The sequence below is a fragment of the Rodentibacter myodis genome (assembly GCF_001999305.1).
In the GTDB taxonomy this organism is placed as follows: Bacteria; Pseudomonadota; Gammaproteobacteria; order Enterobacterales; family Pasteurellaceae; genus Rodentibacter; species Rodentibacter myodis.
Map to the genome: position 1 here is coordinate 121,119 of NZ_MLHQ01000011.1, position 15,847 is coordinate 136,965.

The following is a 15,847-nucleotide window of genomic DNA, read 5'->3' on the forward strand; positions in this document are numbered from 1 at the left end:
TATGTTAATTATATTCTTGTGCGGATAATGGTTTGATCGTTTCCCAATGACGACAGGAAGGACAATTCCACAATAATTTGTGGATTTGATAGCCACAATTTGTGCATCGATAAGCCGCACTCTGCTTTATTCGTTCCCCAACCATTTTATGCAATAAAATAAGGCTTTCCTTTCCTCTACCCTCTTCCGCGTCATTAATTTGATATTGAATAAAACGATGAAAAATAAGCATACTGGGCTTTTTGGTCAGCTGCTGATAAAGTTTAGCCTGCGCTGCGGATTTACCATCTTTTTCTTCAATCAATTTCGCCAATGCCAAATCCACATCATCATTTTTTATCTGCTGACCGGCACGAATCAAAAATAATTCAAAGTTCTCGATTTGATCTAATGAGTGATAACAGTTTTTTAATAACGGCAAGACTTCACCAATATAATCGGCATTTTGCTGAAGCACATTTTCCAGTGTTGTAATGGCTTGCGGATAGGCTTTTTCTTGAAGATCTAACTCTGCCAATAATATTGATGCTCTTACACAGGTTTTTGACACTTGAAGTGCTTTTTGTAAAATTTGTCGTTTTTCAACCGCACTTTCATCATCTAGACTTTGCGCATACTCGCAATAACACTGCGCCAATTTGATATTATTTTCCTGCGGACAAATTTTTGCTAATTTCTCGGCAACGTTAACAGCTTTTTTCCATTCTTTGGTTTTTTGATAAATGACTAAAAGTTGCTGTAATGCATTTTGCGCAAATTCAGGTTCATCCACCAACAGAATATAAAGATTTTCGGCGCGATCAAAAAAACCCACCGTCATAAAATCACGGGCGAGTTGTTGTTTGGCGAGGAGCTTTTGTTCAAAAGAATAATGAGGACTTCGATCAAGGGCTTGATGAATGCGTAACGCGCGATCAACTTCACCACGAGAACGGAATAGATTACCTAAAGTTAATTCAGCTTCAAATTGTGAGTGACTTTCTATTTCATTTTCCGCTTCTTGTTTTTGCAACATATCCAAGAACAAATCAACGGCTTTATCGGTTTGATTAGAAAGCAAAAAATTAACGCCCGTGACATAGTCACGGGAGAGTTTATTACTAATATCTTCCTGATCTTTTTTTGCACTACGCTGCCCCATATACCAACCATAAGCAGCAGCAATAGGCAAAAGCAGAAAGAGTAATTCAAGCATTATTCAGCCTTAGCTTTATCACGCGTTGTCGTTAGTTCATTAATTTGAAGAGTTTGACGTTTAATTTGACGATTAAGAGACATATTTTTGAATTTCAATTTTAAGTAGAAAAAACCGGTAATAAACCAACCTAAAATTAATCCTAAGCCAAATAAAATGGCAACCAATGTTGAAAGTTGGAACTGACTTTCCGCAACAATGTAATTGAAGGTAATAATTTGATCATTATTTGCCCCCACAGTAATGGCAACAAGTACGATAGCCAAAACAATAATAAATCCTAAAATATATTTAATCATAAATAACCCTTAAAAAATCTTACACTGAAGTCGTTTATCAACTCTAAAAATACAACACCTATGGTTAAGCGAATATATCTACACGCTCTTTCAGCGACTTACCGGCTTTAAAATGTGGAACGCATTTTGCGTCTAATTTGACGGCATCGCCGGTTTTTGGATTTCGACCTAAGCGGGGTTGCCGATAATGTAGAGAAAAACTACCAAAGCCACGGATCTCTGCACGATTCGTATTTTCTAGGGATTGGGCGATAAGTTCCAAAATATCTTTTACAATCGCCTCAACCTCTTTTGCCGATAAAAGGGGATGTTTAGCGGATAAATTTTCAATCAGCTCTGATTTAGTCATCATATTCTCCTTTTGTTACTAACATATCTATTTTGGACAACAAGATTTATGAATAATCTATCTTTACACAATAAATTATTCATAAATCTTAAAAAATAAGGCTGGGATTTCCCAGCCTTACTGAATAGATTAATTATTCACCTTTAGCTGCTTTGAAGGCTTCAGCCATTGCATTTGGAATAGCAACTTCTTCTTGTTTGTTATTCACACTTGCTACTGCTGCCGCTTCTTCAGCTTGATCTTTCGCTTTTACAGATAAGTGAACGATACGGGCTTTACGATCTACACCGGTATATTTTGCTTCAACCACATCGCCTGCTGCAACTTCGTTTGTTAAGTCGGCTGTACGAATGTAACCTTCAGCTCCGCCTACTAATTCAACTTTTGCACCTTTTGCATCTACTTCAACAACAGTTGCAGAAACGACTGCACCTTTTTTGTTGATAGAGATAAAGTTGTTAAATGGATCTTCTTCAAGTTGTTTAATACCTAAAGAAATACGTTCTTTCACTGCATCTACCGCTAATACCACTGCAGAAACTTCGTCACCTTTTTTATAGTTACGAACTGCTTCTTCACCTGATACATTCCAAGAAATATCAGATAAGTGAACTAAACCGTCAATACCGCCTTCAAGACCAATGAAGATACCGAAATCAGTGATAGATTTAATTTTACCGGTTACTTTATCGCCTTTATTGTGGGTTTCTGCAAATTGAGTCCACGGGTTAGGTTTGCATTGTTTTAAACCTAAAGAAATACGACGACGTTCCTCATCAATTTCTAATACCATTACTTCAACGGTATCGCCTAAGCTAACCACTTTAGATGGGTGGATATTTTTGTTCGTCCAATCCATTTCAGAAACGTGAACCAAACCTTCAACACCATCTAAAATCTCTACGAAACAGCCGTAGTCGGTTAAGTTAGTTACTTTACCGATTAATTTGCTATTTACAGGGTGATTTTCAGCGATAGCAACCCAAGGGTCTTGACCTAATTGTTTTAATCCTAAAGATACACGGGTACGATCTTTATCGAATTTTAATACTTTAACGGTAACTTCATCGCCAACATTCACGATTTCGCTTGGATGTTTAACACGTTTCCAAGCCATATCGGTGATGTGTAATAAACCGTCAACACCGCCTAAATCTACGAATGCACCGTAGTCGGTTAAGTTTTTAACGATACCTTTAACTTCTGAACCTTCAACAAGGTTTTCTAACACTTGTTCACGTTCTTGGCTGTTTTCAGATTCGATCACTGCACGGCGGGAAACAACTACGTTGTTACGTTTTTGATCTAATTTAATAACTTTGAATTCTAATTCTTTACCTAATAAATGATCCGCATCACGAGCCGGACGGGTATCTACTAAAGAACCAGGTAAGAATGCACGAACACCGTTTAACTCAACTGTGAAACCGCCTTTCACTTTGCCGTTGATTAAACCGATAACAGTCGCTTTGTCTTCGTAAGCTTTTTCTAATTCAATCCAAGATTCGTGACGAACCGCTTTCTCACGGGAAAGTTTGGTTTCGCCAAAACCATCTTCAACTGCATCTAATGCTACGTTTACAGTATCGCCAACTTGAATTTCAAGTTCGCCTTGTGCATTTAAAAATTCCGCAACCGGAATTGCAGATTCGGATTTTAAGCCTGCATCAACAAGTACGAAACCTTTTTGGATAGCGACTACAGTACCGTTAACGATTGAACCTTGACGGGTTTCAAGGCCTTTTAATGATTCTTCAAAAAGTTGAGCAAAAGATTCTGACATATAAATAATCTTCTATAAAAGTTAATAACATCCACATTTTGTCCATAATATGTGGGGTTGATAATAAATGTTTATTCGTCCTTGAACAAACCGGAAAATTAACCGTTTATACGCTGTTGAATATAAGCCAAGGCTTGAGCAACCACTTCATCAATACTCAATGTTGTGCTGTCTAATAACAACGCATCTTCAGCCGGTTTTAGCGGCGCGACTTCGCGATTTCTATCACGAAAATCACGTTCCTTTATCTCGGCTAAAATCTGCGCAAAGTTACCATTAATTCCTTTGTTTTGCAACTGTTTATAGCGTCTTTTTGCACGTTCTTCCGCGCCGGCATCTAAAAATAATTTCACTTGGGCAGTTGGAAATACCACCGTTCCCATATCACGACCATCAGCAATCAAACCGTCATTTTTCGCAAAATCTTGCTGAAGTTGTAACAATGCGGCGCGAACTTTTGGGAAAACGGCGACTTTTGATGCAGCATCCGCCACTTCTTGCGTACGAATTAAATGGCTGACATCTTCATCATTCAATACAATTTTCACTTCTCCCTCTTCGGGAATAAATTGAATCTCCAAATCACGTGCCAAGCTCGCCAACGCAGATTCATCGGTTAAATCGACCGAACTTTTTAAAGCCGCCAATGCCGTAACACGATAAATTGCCCCACTGTCTAACAATGCATAGCCCAATTTTTCTGCCAAGGCATAACATAATGTGCCTTTGCCCGCTCCACTCGGGCCATCAACGGTAATGATCATTCCCATTCATAACTCCTGATAAAACACCGATTATAATCTATCCAACATCGCCAACACTAATGCCGAGGATTGTTTGGCCGCAAGGGGTAAAAATTCCTCAAAAGACATACTTGCTTCGTCATCTCCCCCATCAGAAATGGCACGCACCACAACAAACGGCACATTAAAAGCGTGACACACCTGTGCGATAGCAGTCGCTTCCATTTCCACCGCCATGACATTGGGAAAATTTGCTTTTATCTCTGCAATTTTTTCTTCGCTATTGATAAAGCTATCACCGGAACAAATTAAACCACGTTTCACCGATTGTCCTTGATTTTTTGCGATTTCTTCCGCCAAATCTGCCAATTTATTATCAGATAAAAATGCTGGCGGATTGGCGGGAAGTTGCCCTTTTTCATAACCAAACACCGTCACATCCGCATCGTGATAACAGGTTTCATCGGAAATAACAATATCCCCTACGCGCAAGCCTTTTGCCACGCCACCTGCCGAACCGGTGTTAATCACTACATCAGGTTGTGTGAGTTGTAATAAGGCTGTTGTGCCAATAGCCGCCGCGACTTTGCCAATGCCCGATTGTAATAATGCCACCTCTTTGCCATTAATTTTACCTTCAAAAATGACCGCACTTGCTACACAGGTTTCTTTTCTATCCGCCATTAATCCGGTTAAAATCTCAACCTCTTGAGCCATCGCACCGACAATACCGATTTTCATTTTTTACGTTCCTTTTCCAATTTATTCACTAAATAATCCAACACCGCCACCGTATAATCATCATTATAAAGCGTACTGGCCGTCAGCACATATTTTCCACCGATGACCACATAAGGATAAGTAAACACACCATATTCTTCGGTTAATTCAATGGCGTCTAACACTTGTTCCTGCACGGAATCCGAATTTTCCATTTGGCTAAATTCACGTTTATCAAAGCCCTGTTCCTCCGCCCATTTTAGGATTTTGGCGGGCGAATTTAGCTCCGTATAACGGGATTTTTCTGCGGTTTCAAATAATAAAGCATCCGAGAGTTCATCCGCTTTAAGTGCTTTCAAAGTGTAAAATATTTTCGCACTAAATTGGTTTTCCTCTGTCGCCACAGGATACTGTTCCAGCGCAATTTTATTTGGACGAATTTGCTCATAAAGTTCCAAAATATCCTGTGCGGACGAACACACCCGACAATCATAATCAAAAAAGAATTGAATACGAATTTTTCTATCCGCCCGCCGGGGCTGTTCAATGGGATCTTGATAAGAAAAATAATCCCGCCCGTCTTCAAAGGTTAGACGGTTTGAAGACGGTAAGTGCGGTTGATTTTGTTCAGATAAATCTTGCACATTCCCTTCGGCAAGGGCAAATTGTGCCATTACCAAAAGCAACAACCCTCTCCACCGCCACACCATTATTTTACGCATCAATAGGCTCAATATAATCAACTAATAACTGTATATTACGATTGCCACGAAATTCATTGATATCCAATTTATACGCCAAACGCGCCCATTTGATGGACTTGTCCGGATACAATCGGGTATCCACATTAAAAGCAATCGCATCTAAAAGCGGCCCACCTTGTTTTGGTTCAACCAACATTTTGAGGTGATTCTGATTCGCCCCAACTGCACGCTGATCCAAAATTTTAAATTCACCGTCAAAAGAAGGCTCGGGAAAGGCTTGTCCCCAAGGGCCGCCTGCTTTAAGTTGTTCGGCGGTTTCAAGGGTGAGTTCATTTGATTTTAATTCGCCGTCTGTCCAAATCACGCCCTGTAAACGTTCTTCATCCAGCCAATCTGCCACCGTTTGATTAAAAATTCGTTGAAACTGCTCAAAACATTCCTCACGAATACTCAATCCTGCCGCCATTGCGTGGCCGCCAAATTTTAAGATCATATCAGGATGTTGAGAATGGATTCTCTCCAATAAATCCCGTATGTGCAATCCTTCAATGGAACGTGCCGATCCCTTTAAAACGCCCTCACCATCCTGTGCAAAAGCAATCACCGGTCGATGAAATTGATCTTTAATGCGGGAAGACACAATGCCCAACACGCCCTGATGCCAATCCGCCTGATAAAGCACAATACCGGTGGGTAATTCATTAAAAAGTGCGGTCAAATTTCGGCAAATTTCTAAGGCTTCCAGTTTCATTCCCGCCTCAATTTCTTTGCGGGTTTGGTTAAGCTGATCGAGATCCAACGCCAGCTCACGTGCCGTTTGCATATTCTCCGCAAGCAATAATTCAACGCCAAGGGACATATTGTCCAACCGCCCTGCAGCATTGAGTCTTGGCCCGATAGAAAATCCCAAATCACCGGCTGAAAATTGTTCTACATTACGATTCGCCACTTCCGCCAAAGCGATAATCCCCGGACGGCAATGTTTTGCACGGATACGCATTAAACCCTGATGTGCCAAAATTCGATTATTTTGATCAAGTGGCACAACATCGGCAATCGTACCGAGTGCAACGAGATCGAGTAATTCGGTGAAATTCGGTTGAGTTTCGGCACTAAAAATCCCTAATTCCCGAAATTTAGCCCGCACGGCGAGCATAAGATAAAATGCAACCCCCACACCTGCCAATGATTTTGACGGAAAACCACATTGGCTTAAATTCGGATTCACGATCGCATCAGCCGGCGGCAATATTTCAGGCGGCAAATGGTGATCGGTCACCAAAACCTGTACGCCCTGTGCTTTTAAAAATTGCACGCCCTCAAAAGACGAAACGCCATTATCCACCGTCATTAACAATTGTACGCCTTTTTCCAATGCCATTTCCGCCACAGAGATACTTAATCCATAGCCCTGTTCAAACCGATTCGGCACCAAATAATCAACATCGCTAAATCCTAATTGGCGAAGCGCAAGCACGCTTAATGCCGTACTGGTTGCGCCATCCGCATCAAAATCCCCCACAATCACAATTTTTTTTTGCTGTTGATAAGCCGATACCAATAATGCAACTGCTTGCTCAATGCCATATAACCGATTTGGATTAAGCATTGATTTCAAAGTGCGGTCTAATTCTTGGGGATTTTTGATATGGCGTGCGCGATAAAGACGATCCAACAATGGATTTTCCGAAACCGAATTTCCGCGTGGAATTTCACGACGTTTGATAAGTTTGTTCACAACAATTAAAAAAGAGAGAAAGTTAATGAGATCTTAAAAAAAGTGGGCATTCCGCCCACAACCATTATTCTTCTAACGCTGCCAATAAATCTGCCGGTTTTAAATATCCGCCAATCACTTCACCGTTTGAGGTAATAATGCTTGGTGTACCGTTCACCCCAAATTGAACACCCAATTCATAATGTTTTTTCACGATATTTGGCGTTTTTACTTCTTTAGGCAAATCGCCTTTTTCCGCTTCGTTTAAGGCGAAAACCGGATCTTTTGCCGTCCAAATGGCTTCCATTTGTTTTGCCGTTTCCGTTCTCATACCGGCACGCGGAAATGCCAAATAACGCACGGTAATACCAAGATCATTATATTCTTTTAACTGTTGGTGCAATAAATGACAATAATGGCAGGTGATGTCCATAAAAACGGTTACCACGTGTTTTTCATTTTTTGCCGGATAAACAATCATTTCATTTTTATATGAATTCAATTTATCCATCAATAATTTACCGGCAACATCCACCGGGCCTTTATTGGTTAATTCATAGAGTTTACCTTGGAAAGCATATTTGCCGTCTTCGGTAACATAAATAATCCCTTCATCGGTCACGGCTGTTTTAATGCCTGAAATCGGGGACGTTTTTACTTCAATACTTTTCGCACCAAGTGCCTGTAATTTTGCTTTGATAGCCGCATCATCCGCGATGGCGGCAGTGGAAGCAACACATAAAAGTGCGGTCAAAATTTTCTTCATTTTTTGTTCCTAAACTCGCTAACTCAAGAAAGCCTGAGATTATAAAGAGATTGCAAATTTGCGCAAGCCCAACTATCCAAAAATAAGAAAATAGCTTATAATCCCACACTTTATAACATTACCCTTCTATTATGTTTGAAATTAATCCTATAAAAAATAAAATCACCGACCTTTCCGACCGCACTTCCGTGCTTCGGGGGTATCTTTGACTTCGATGCCAAAGTTGAGCGTTTAGAAGAAGTTAATGCAGAATTAGAACAACCGGACGTATGGAATGATCCGGATAAGGCACAAGCCTTAGGCAAAGAACGGGTTTCCCTCGAACAAGTTGTCGATACCATCAAAAATCTTGAACAAGGTTTGGAAGATGTTGAGGGGTTATTGGAACTTGCCGTTGAAGCGGAAGACGAAGAAACCTTCAATGAAGCCGTCACCGAATTGGAACAGCTTGAGCAACAGCTCGAAAAATTAGAATTTCGCCGTATGTTTAGTGGTGAACACGATGCTTGCGATTGCTATGTGGATTTGCAAGCCGGTTCGGGCGGTACGGAAGCTCAAGATTGGACAGAAATGCTGCTACGAATGTACTTGCGTTGGGCGGAAAGTAAAGGTTTTAAAACCGAATTAATGGAAGTTTCGGACGGTGATGTCGCGGGCTTAAAATCTGCCACAATCAAAGTGAGCGGTGAATATGCCTTTGGTTGGTTACGCACAGAAACCGGTATTCATCGTCTTGTGCGTAAAAGTCCGTTCGATTCCAACAACCGCCGCCACACTTCCTTTAGTGCCGCATTTGTCTATCCGGAAATTGATGATGACATTGATATTGAAATTAATCCTGCCGATTTACGGATTGATGTTTACCGCGCCTCCGGTGCCGGTGGTCAGCACGTTAATAAAACGGAAAGTGCGGTGCGAATTACCCATATGCCAAGCGGTATTGTGGTGCAATGTCAAAACGATCGTTCCCAACATAAAAATAAAGATCAAGCAATGAAGCAATTAAAAGCGAAGTTGTACGAATTGGAATTACAAAAGAAAAATGCCGATAAACAAGCAATGGAAGACAATAAATCCGACATTGGTTGGGGCAGCCAAATTCGTTCTTATGTGTTGGATGATTCCCGTATCAAAGATTTGCGTACCGGTGTGGAAAATCGCAATACTCAAGCGGTATTAGACGGTGACTTGGATCGTTTTATTGAAGCGAGCCTTAAAGCCGGTTTGTAAAAATACATTGAGTATGAAATAGCCCACATCATACCCACAAAATCGCCATAAAGTGCGGTTATTTTTTTAATCGATTTTAATATTAATTAAGGTAACAAAAATGTCAGAACAAGAAGTAAAAGAACTGGATCTCAATGGCGAAATGCTTGCCCGCCGTGAAAAACTTGCCGCTTTGCGTGCGAAAGGCAATGCCTTCCCGAATAAATTCCGCCGTGATGCTCTTGCACAGGATTTACACGAAAAATACGATTCGGAAGAAGGTGAAACCCTAAAAGAAAAAAATATTGAAGTGCAGGTTGCCGGCCGCATTATGACCCGCCGAGCAATGGGAAAAGCCACCTTTGTCACCATTCAAGATATGAGTGGCAAAATCCAACTTTATGTGGCACGCGACAACTTGCCGGAAGGCGTTTATAAAGAAGATGTGGGACATTGGGATCTCGGTGATATTATCGGTGTAAAAGGGACATTGTTTAAAACCAAAACCAATGAACTCACCGTAAAAGCGACAGAAGTTCAACTTTTAACCAAAGCACTTCGCCCACTGCCCGATAAGTTCCACGGCTTAACCGACCAAGAAGTACGCTATCGCCAACGTTATTTGGATTTAATTTCTAACGAAGAATCCCGCCGTACATTTATCATTCGTTCTAAAGTGGTTGCCGGTATTCGTGAATATTTTCTTTCCAAAGGTTTTATGGAAGTCGAAACCCCTATGCTACAAGTCATCCCGGGCGGGGCTTCTGCACGACCTTTCGTCACACACCATAATGCCCTTGACGTAGATATGTATTTACGTATCGCCCCAGAACTTTACTTAAAACGCTTGGTCGTGGGTGGTTTTGAACGTGTGTTTGAATTAAACCGTAACTTCCGCAATGAAGGCGTTTCCGTTCGTCATAATCCTGAATTTACAATGCTCGAATACTACCAAGCCTACGCCGACTATCACGATTTAATGGATAACACAGAAGAATTATTACGCAAACTTGCCCTTGATATTCTCGGCACAACCATTGTGAAATACGGCGAATATGAATTCGACTTTGGCAAACCCTTTGAACGCATTACCTTGCACGATGCCACCCTCAAATATGGTGCGGATAAAGGTATCGTAAAAGAAGATTTATATGATTTTGACCGTGCCAAAGCCACTGCCGAACGCTTAGGCATTGAAGTGCAAAAATCTTGGGGATTAGGTAGCATTGTGAATGCCATTTTTGAAGAAGTGGCAGAACATCACCTCATTCAACCAACATTCTTAATGGCACATCCGGCAGAAATTTCCCCATTGGCACGCCGTAATGATGAAAATCCTGAAGTCACCGATCGTTTTGAATTATTCATTGGTGGGCGTGAAATTGGTAATGGCTTCTCAGAACTTAACGATGCGGAAGATCAAAACGAACGTTTTGATGCTCAGGTTGCCGCAAAAGAGGCAGGTGATGATGAAGCAATGTTCAAAGATGAAGATTTCGTTGTCGCCTTGGAACACGGCTTACCACCAACCGCCGGTGAAGGCTTAGGCATCGACCGCTTGGCAATGCTTTACGCCAATGCCCCCTCTATTCGCGATGTAATCCTATTCCCGGCAATGCGTCAAAAATAATTCATTGTTATATACAAAAGGAAGTCTCCTGACTTCCTTTTTTTCTATTCAATAAGATCAAAAATAGCTTTAAAATTAACCGCACTTTTATCTATTCATAATCAGGAACATCCATGCAAACACTCCTTAAATTCACCCAATTTGTCAGCAAAACCTTTGCACTATGGGCGATTATTTTCGCTATTCTCGCTTTTTTATTTCCGACGGAATTTAAAATTTTCGCCCCCTATATTCCCTATCTGCTTGGTTTAGTAATGTTTGGAATGGGGATAACGCTGACTTTTAATGATTTCGGCGAGGTGGCAAAACATCCCAAAGCCGTATTTATTGGTGTAGTCGGACAATTTGTTATTATGCCGGCGATAGCTTTCTGCTTGGCAAAAGCCTTTAGCCTTCCTTCCGATCTTGCCGTTGGCGTGATTTTAGTCGGATCTTGTCCGGGTGGAACATCATCCAATGTGATGACCTATCTTGCCAAAGGCAACACAGCACTTTCTGTCGCCTGCACCACCATTTCAACCTTACTTTCGCCACTTCTCACACCGGCTATTTTCTATGTATTGGCAAGTCAGTGGCTGGATATTAATGCTTCGGCAATGTTTATGTCCGTGTTAAAAATGGTGCTTTTCCCTATTTTCTTGGGCTTAATTGTTCGTTCGCTATTTAAAAATCTGATTACACAGGCAAGCCAAATCACACCACTTATTTCGGTCATATCAATCGTTTTAATTTTGGCGGCGGTGGTTGCCGTGAGCAAAGATAAAATCGTGGAATCGGGTTTATTTATTTTTAGTGTTGTCGTATTGCATAATTGTCTTGGTTATCTCATTGGTTTCCTTGCGGCACAATTATTTAAACTCAATACGGCAGACAGTAAAGCCATCGCCATTGAAGTGGGAATGCAAAATTCCGGTTTAGGTGCCGCCCTTGCAGCCGCACATTTTAATCCTATTGCCGCCGTACCCAGTGCATTGTTTAGCTTTTGGCACAATGTTTCCGGCCCGATTTTGGCAAATATTTTCTCCAATATGAAAAATAAAAAATAACGAAAAATCGACCGCACTTTATGAAAAAAGCCTCTTATACAAGAGGCTTTCTGTTCTTTATATTCTGATTACTTCACCGAACCACAATTTAAACAATATAAATACTGCCCTTTGGGATCGTTAAATTTACTCAGTTGATTCAATTGCGTTTTAACCTGTTGAAGGGGTTTTGGCAAATCAAGCCACGTGGTTATAAGTTGTTGTCCGCTACGTTTAAAATCACGGAACAATTTGCTCAGCATACTGCCCTCTTCTTCCGTGATCCATTCAACGGTAAATCCCTCAATCACCGTCTCGCGGTGAAGATTAACCAGCTCGGCTGCCTTTTCCACCGCACGATCAAAATCACCAAGTTCATCCACCAAATTATGCTTGAAAGCATCCTCACCAAGCCAAACCTTCCCTTGCGCAATTTTATCTACCGCATTTTTTGACATTTGGCGACCGCGACTGACTAAAGACAAAAACTTGTCGTAGCCGTGTTCAATTTCCAGCTGATAAATATCCTGCGTATTTTTAGAAAGCGGACTAAACACGGAGCTTTCGGCAAGCTCTGTGGTGGCGACACCATCGGCATTCACACCGATTTTTTTAATCGTATTTTCAAAAGTCGGTAACATTGCAAAAATACCAATCGATCCCGTGATGGTGTTTTTGTCGGCAATGATGTAATCGGATGTGGCTGAAATCCAATAACCGCCGGAAGCCGCCATTGCCCCCATTGAAACCACCACAGGTTTACCGGCTTTTTGAAGATTATCCACCTCCTGACGGATTAATTCGGAAGCAAATGCACTGCCACCCGGTGAATTTACACGCAATATCACCGCTTTGACCCGCTCATCATCGTAGGCTTGACGTAAAGAACGCACTATCGTATCGCCGCCCACCTCGCCTTCTGCACTTTCACCATCAATGATCGCGCCTTCTACATTGATAACGGCAATTTTATTTTCCGCTAATGAAAACACGGTACGATCTTGAAAATTCGATAAATAGCTGAACAAATCCACCATATTTGGCTTACCTTCGGTATCTTTACCAAAAAGTGCGGTCAATTTTTGTTCCAATTCTAAATTTGTTGCAATATCGGTAACCAATTTACGTTGTTTGGTGTAAGCCGTGCTATCACCTTTCAACGCCTTTAATTCGGACAAATATTGTTTGGCATTTGGCAACAACGTTTCCGCAGAAATATGGCGATTTTCACTCACTTTTTGCACATAATTTTTCCACATTCCGTTCAGCCACTGATTCATATTTGCCTTGGCTTCCGGCGACATTTCGTTACGCAAAAACGGTTCTACTGCCGATTTGTAAGTCCCAACCCGAAAAATATGCGGCGTAATCGCCAATTTTTCCAATAAATCCTTATAGTATAAATTTTCTTGTGCCAAGCCTTGAACGGATACCTGCCCTATCGGATTTAGGTAAATGTGATCGGCAAAACTGGCTAAAAAATACTGCCCCTGAGAATAATGATTGGCAAAGGCAATCACCGGTTTTTTCGATTCCTTAAAACTTTCAATGGTTTTACCAATGTATTCCATTGCCGGTAAATCGCCCCCTGAAAAATAATTTAGATCCAATACCAATCCACTGATTCGCTCGTCTTCTTTTGCCATATTAATGGCGTGTACGACATCAAAAGTGGAAATTTGCATTGGTGTGCGATCGGAGCTTAATTCACGCAACGTTTGCTGCCAACCCAGTGCGTCATCACGATTATCCGCCAGATAACCATCTAAATTCAGCAATAACGCACTGTTATCTGAGGATAAATTCGTGCTGCTTTTTTTGCTGTTTGTTGTCAGGCTGAAAAGCGTGATAACCAATAGAATGAAGACTAAAAAGAAAAGATTCATTACTAAATCACGAATAAAATTTAGTGCATTCCAACAGAATTTAATGACTCGAAAAATGGGATTCATAACGACTTAGATTTAAATATCGGTGAAAAAGATAGGTAAAAAAATTTCGCTTAGCGTAACACAAACCCACACTAAAAACTATGCTATAATCCACCGCACTTTTCATTTAAAGAGAGAAAAAATGGACGCTTTAACCCTTTTAACCACACGCCACTCAAATAAAAAACTCACCGCACCCGCCCCCAATAAAGCCCAACTTGAACAATTATTTCAAGCCGCACTTCACACACCGGATCACGGCAAATTACAACCTTATCGTTTTGTCGTCATAGAAAATGAAGGCTTAAATAAATTAGAAACATTGTTAAAAGATGCCGTAACGGAATTCAATCTTGGCGAAGATAAACTAAAAAAAGCAGAAAATTTAGCCCACCGCTCACCAATGGTTATCGCCGTTATCGCCAAAATAAATCCCGATGTCGCTAAAGTGCCGCAGTGGGAACAATTAGTCACGGCAGGCTGTGCCGCTTACGGTATTCAGCTTGCCGCCAACGCTCAGGGTTTTGATAATGTTTGGATCACCGGAAAATGGGTAAATGGCAGTGCGCTACGCCAAGCCCTTGGTTGTCGGGAACAGGATGAAATTGTGGCATTATTGATGATTGGCACGGCGGCAGAAAAAATTGAACGTGAATGTCGAACCGTCAATATTGAAGAATTTGTACGTTATTTATAGGTAAAAGTGCGGTTAAAATTAACCGCATTTTTAATTTAATTGATATTACATTGTAGTTGAACAAAGGTTCTATCAATTAAAAGTATCAAAATTCCTATTGAAATTTTACTCAATAGGAATTTTCTATTTTGATAAAGAACTTACTCAAGAACGAATCAATATGAAATTTGCTTAAACTAAACTGATAACACAAATATCGCTTTTTATTGCCTTGCAAATGTAAAATGGAATTACCCACACAATTTACAGCTTCTTGATTTTAATTCACAGCCACGCGAGAGTGGCTGCCGCCTGCCTCACGAGGCGGGCGGATTTTAACAAAACCATTTCAAATGGAAAATGCTGATATGCGAAAAATGAGGGAAATCCGTTGCTAGTGCTGTAAAAAATTATTGGCACGCGCAGAAAATGTACAACGCTTAGAAATTAAATGCGTGCGTTGTAAAACTTTAAATCAATTCAACAAATAAGAGTATCGGAGCACCAAGAATGCCGGAATGCCGGAATGCCATAATGAGAACTTATTATGGCAAAAAACAAAATTATCGTGTGGGCGTTATTTGATAGCGGTAACGGTTGTTATACCCAAGCAGCCAAAGCCTTTCCTGAAATGCGGGTTTATCCTATCGGCATTGATATTGAATGAAAAAATCGGCATTTTATCCCAGTTAATTTAGCCGATTATTCACGACTATTCGGCAATCACATCTTATTTAAAACATTAGACAGACTACCAAAACCCGATGTCATTCTTGCCAGTCCATCTTGTGAGAGCTGGTCACTTGCCAGCGAAATGAAAAGCAGCAATGCTTGTTGGCGGCAGATAAAACCTGCACCAAGCCATTTTCGCATCAGAAAGCGTGCCGATTACGCCAAAACCCGATTTAATTACGAACGCTCTTTTTTAATCGGATAAATAGTGAGCTTTGCATTTATAACACGATTGAAATTATCAAGCGTTATCAACCAAAGATTTATATTATCGAAAACCCCGCATTCGGTCGGATATGGGATTACATTGAGCATATTCTGGATTTTAGTATTCCTTTTGATAACCTGACTTATTACAGCGATTATGG

At 40.8% G+C, this 15,847-nt stretch carries 15 protein-coding genes; 5 read left to right on the forward strand and 10 right to left on the reverse strand.

Features of this window, described 5'->3' with window-relative positions:
* Positions 1–4: 4 nt before the first annotated feature.
* The 9 genes from lapB to dsbC form a co-directional block, all read right to left on the reverse strand.
* Positions 5–1,195, reverse strand: coding sequence for a lipopolysaccharide assembly protein LapB (gene lapB, locus BKL49_RS05565; RefSeq protein WP_077423621.1), 1,191 nt, complete (start codon positions 1,193–1,195; stop codon positions 5–7).
* Positions 1,195–1,494, reverse strand: coding sequence for a LapA family protein (locus BKL49_RS05570; RefSeq protein ID WP_077423622.1), 300 nt, complete (start codon positions 1,492–1,494; stop codon positions 1,195–1,197). The genes lapB and BKL49_RS05570 overlap by 1 nt, the downstream gene beginning before the upstream one ends.
* Before the next feature lie 64 nt (positions 1,495–1,558).
* On the reverse strand, positions 1,559–1,843 hold the full coding sequence (locus BKL49_RS05575) for an integration host factor subunit beta (protein WP_077423623.1): 285 nt from the start codon (positions 1,841–1,843) through the stop codon (positions 1,559–1,561).
* 133 nt (positions 1,844–1,976) lie between these two features.
* Positions 1,977–3,626, reverse strand: a complete 1,650-nt coding sequence (gene rpsA / locus BKL49_RS05580) for a 30S ribosomal protein S1 (RefSeq protein WP_077423624.1) — start codon at positions 3,624–3,626, stop codon at positions 1,977–1,979.
* Between the two features lie 98 nt (positions 3,627–3,724).
* Positions 3,725–4,396, reverse strand: a complete 672-nt coding sequence (gene cmk, locus BKL49_RS12155) for a (d)CMP kinase (protein WP_143530817.1) — start codon at positions 4,394–4,396, stop codon at positions 3,725–3,727.
* 24 nt (positions 4,397–4,420) lie between these two features.
* A complete protein-coding gene (locus BKL49_RS12160; RefSeq protein ID WP_143530818.1) occupies positions 4,421–5,110 on the reverse strand; it encodes a 5'-methylthioadenosine/adenosylhomocysteine nucleosidase in 690 nt (229 codons plus the stop codon).
* Positions 5,107–5,811, reverse strand: a complete 705-nt coding sequence (locus BKL49_RS05590; RefSeq protein ID WP_077423625.1) for a thiol:disulfide interchange protein DsbA/DsbL — start codon at positions 5,809–5,811, stop codon at positions 5,107–5,109. Before BKL49_RS05590 ends, BKL49_RS12160 begins: the two co-directional genes overlap by 4 nt.
* Positions 5,804–7,531 carry a single-stranded-DNA-specific exonuclease RecJ gene (gene recJ, locus BKL49_RS05595; protein ID WP_077423626.1) on the reverse strand — a complete coding sequence of 576 codons (1,728 nt, stop codon included), beginning with the start codon at positions 7,529–7,531 and terminating at the stop codon, positions 5,804–5,806. Before recJ ends, BKL49_RS05590 begins: the two co-directional genes overlap by 8 nt.
* 64 nt (positions 7,532–7,595) lie before the next feature.
* The gene (gene dsbC, locus BKL49_RS05600) at positions 7,596–8,276 is read right to left on the reverse strand and encodes a bifunctional protein-disulfide isomerase/oxidoreductase DsbC (protein WP_077423627.1); all 681 of its coding nucleotides are present in this window, start codon (positions 8,274–8,276) and stop codon (positions 7,596–7,598) included.
* A 131-nt stretch (positions 8,277–8,407) separates the two neighbouring features.
* Here dsbC and prfB point away from each other — a divergent pair.
* The 3 genes from prfB to BKL49_RS05620 all read left to right on the forward strand — a co-directional run bounded on the left by prfB (position 8,408) and on the right by BKL49_RS05620 (position 12,161).
* Positions 8,408–9,506, forward strand: a protein-coding gene (gene prfB, locus BKL49_RS05610) for a peptide chain release factor 2 (RefSeq protein WP_143530819.1) whose coding sequence is annotated in 2 segments (ribosomal slippage) — positions 8,408–8,482 and positions 8,484–9,506 — 1,098 coding nt in all. Because the reading frame shifts where the segments join, the coding sequence is not laid out codon by codon here.
* 100 nt (positions 9,507–9,606) lie between these two features.
* Positions 9,607–11,115 carry a lysine--tRNA ligase gene (gene lysS, locus BKL49_RS05615; protein ID WP_077423629.1) on the forward strand — a complete coding sequence of 503 codons (1,509 nt, stop codon included), beginning with the start codon at positions 9,607–9,609 and terminating at the stop codon, positions 11,113–11,115.
* A 113-nt stretch (positions 11,116–11,228) separates the two neighbouring features.
* Positions 11,229–12,161: a bile acid:sodium symporter family protein gene (locus BKL49_RS05620; RefSeq protein WP_077423630.1), complete on the forward strand. Its 933-nt coding sequence runs from the start codon at positions 11,229–11,231 to the stop codon at positions 12,159–12,161.
* A 68-nt stretch (positions 12,162–12,229) separates the two neighbouring features.
* Here BKL49_RS05620 and sppA read toward each other — a convergent pair whose 3' ends face one another.
* Positions 12,230–14,083, reverse strand: a complete 1,854-nt coding sequence (gene sppA, locus BKL49_RS05625) for a signal peptide peptidase SppA (RefSeq protein ID WP_167367123.1) — start codon at positions 14,081–14,083, stop codon at positions 12,230–12,232.
* A gap of 130 nt (positions 14,084–14,213) precedes the next feature.
* Between sppA and BKL49_RS05630 the strand changes: the two genes are divergently transcribed.
* Together BKL49_RS05630 and BKL49_RS12895 are read left to right on the forward strand one after the other, a co-directional pair.
* Positions 14,214–14,768 carry an NAD(P)H nitroreductase gene (locus tag BKL49_RS05630; RefSeq protein WP_077423632.1) on the forward strand — a complete coding sequence of 185 codons (555 nt, stop codon included), beginning with the start codon at positions 14,214–14,216 and terminating at the stop codon, positions 14,766–14,768.
* A gap of 392 nt (positions 14,769–15,160) precedes the next feature.
* Complete coding sequence (locus tag BKL49_RS12895; RefSeq protein ID WP_208607805.1) at positions 15,161–15,238, forward strand: hypothetical protein; 78 nt, start codon at positions 15,161–15,163, stop codon at positions 15,236–15,238.
* Positions 15,239–15,847: the final 609 nt, after the last annotated feature.

What these genes read in the sequence shown, in the direction of transcription:
- lapB (WP_077423621.1), bottom strand. Translation starts at nt 1,195, where the DNA reads ATGCTTGAATTACTCTTTCTGCTTTTGCCTATTGCTGCTGCTTATGGT.
- BKL49_RS05570 (WP_077423622.1), bottom strand. Translation starts at nt 1,494, where the DNA reads ATGATTAAATATATTTTAGGATTTATTATTGTTTTGGCTATCGTACTT.
- BKL49_RS05575 (WP_077423623.1), bottom strand. Translation starts at nt 1,843, where the DNA reads ATGACTAAATCAGAGCTGATTGAAAATTTATCCGCTAAACATCCCCTT.
- rpsA (WP_077423624.1), bottom strand. Translation starts at nt 3,626, where the DNA reads ATGTCAGAATCTTTTGCTCAACTTTTTGAAGAATCATTAAAAGGCCTT.
- cmk (WP_143530817.1), bottom strand. Translation starts at nt 4,396, where the DNA reads ATGGGAATGATCATTACCGTTGATGGCCCGAGTGGAGCGGGCAAAGGC.
- BKL49_RS12160 (WP_143530818.1), bottom strand. Translation starts at nt 5,110, where the DNA reads ATGAAAATCGGTATTGTCGGTGCGATGGCTCAAGAGGTTGAGATTTTA.
- BKL49_RS05590 (WP_077423625.1), bottom strand. Translation starts at nt 5,811, where the DNA reads ATGCGTAAAATAATGGTGTGGCGGTGGAGAGGGTTGTTGCTTTTGGTA.
- dsbC (WP_077423627.1), bottom strand. Translation starts at nt 8,276, where the DNA reads ATGAAGAAAATTTTGACCGCACTTTTATGTGTTGCTTCCACTGCCGCC.
- lysS (WP_077423629.1), top strand. Translation starts at nt 9,607, where the DNA reads ATGTCAGAACAAGAAGTAAAAGAACTGGATCTCAATGGCGAAATGCTT.
- BKL49_RS05620 (WP_077423630.1), top strand. Translation starts at nt 11,229, where the DNA reads ATGCAAACACTCCTTAAATTCACCCAATTTGTCAGCAAAACCTTTGCA.
- BKL49_RS05630 (WP_077423632.1), top strand. Translation starts at nt 14,214, where the DNA reads ATGGACGCTTTAACCCTTTTAACCACACGCCACTCAAATAAAAAACTC.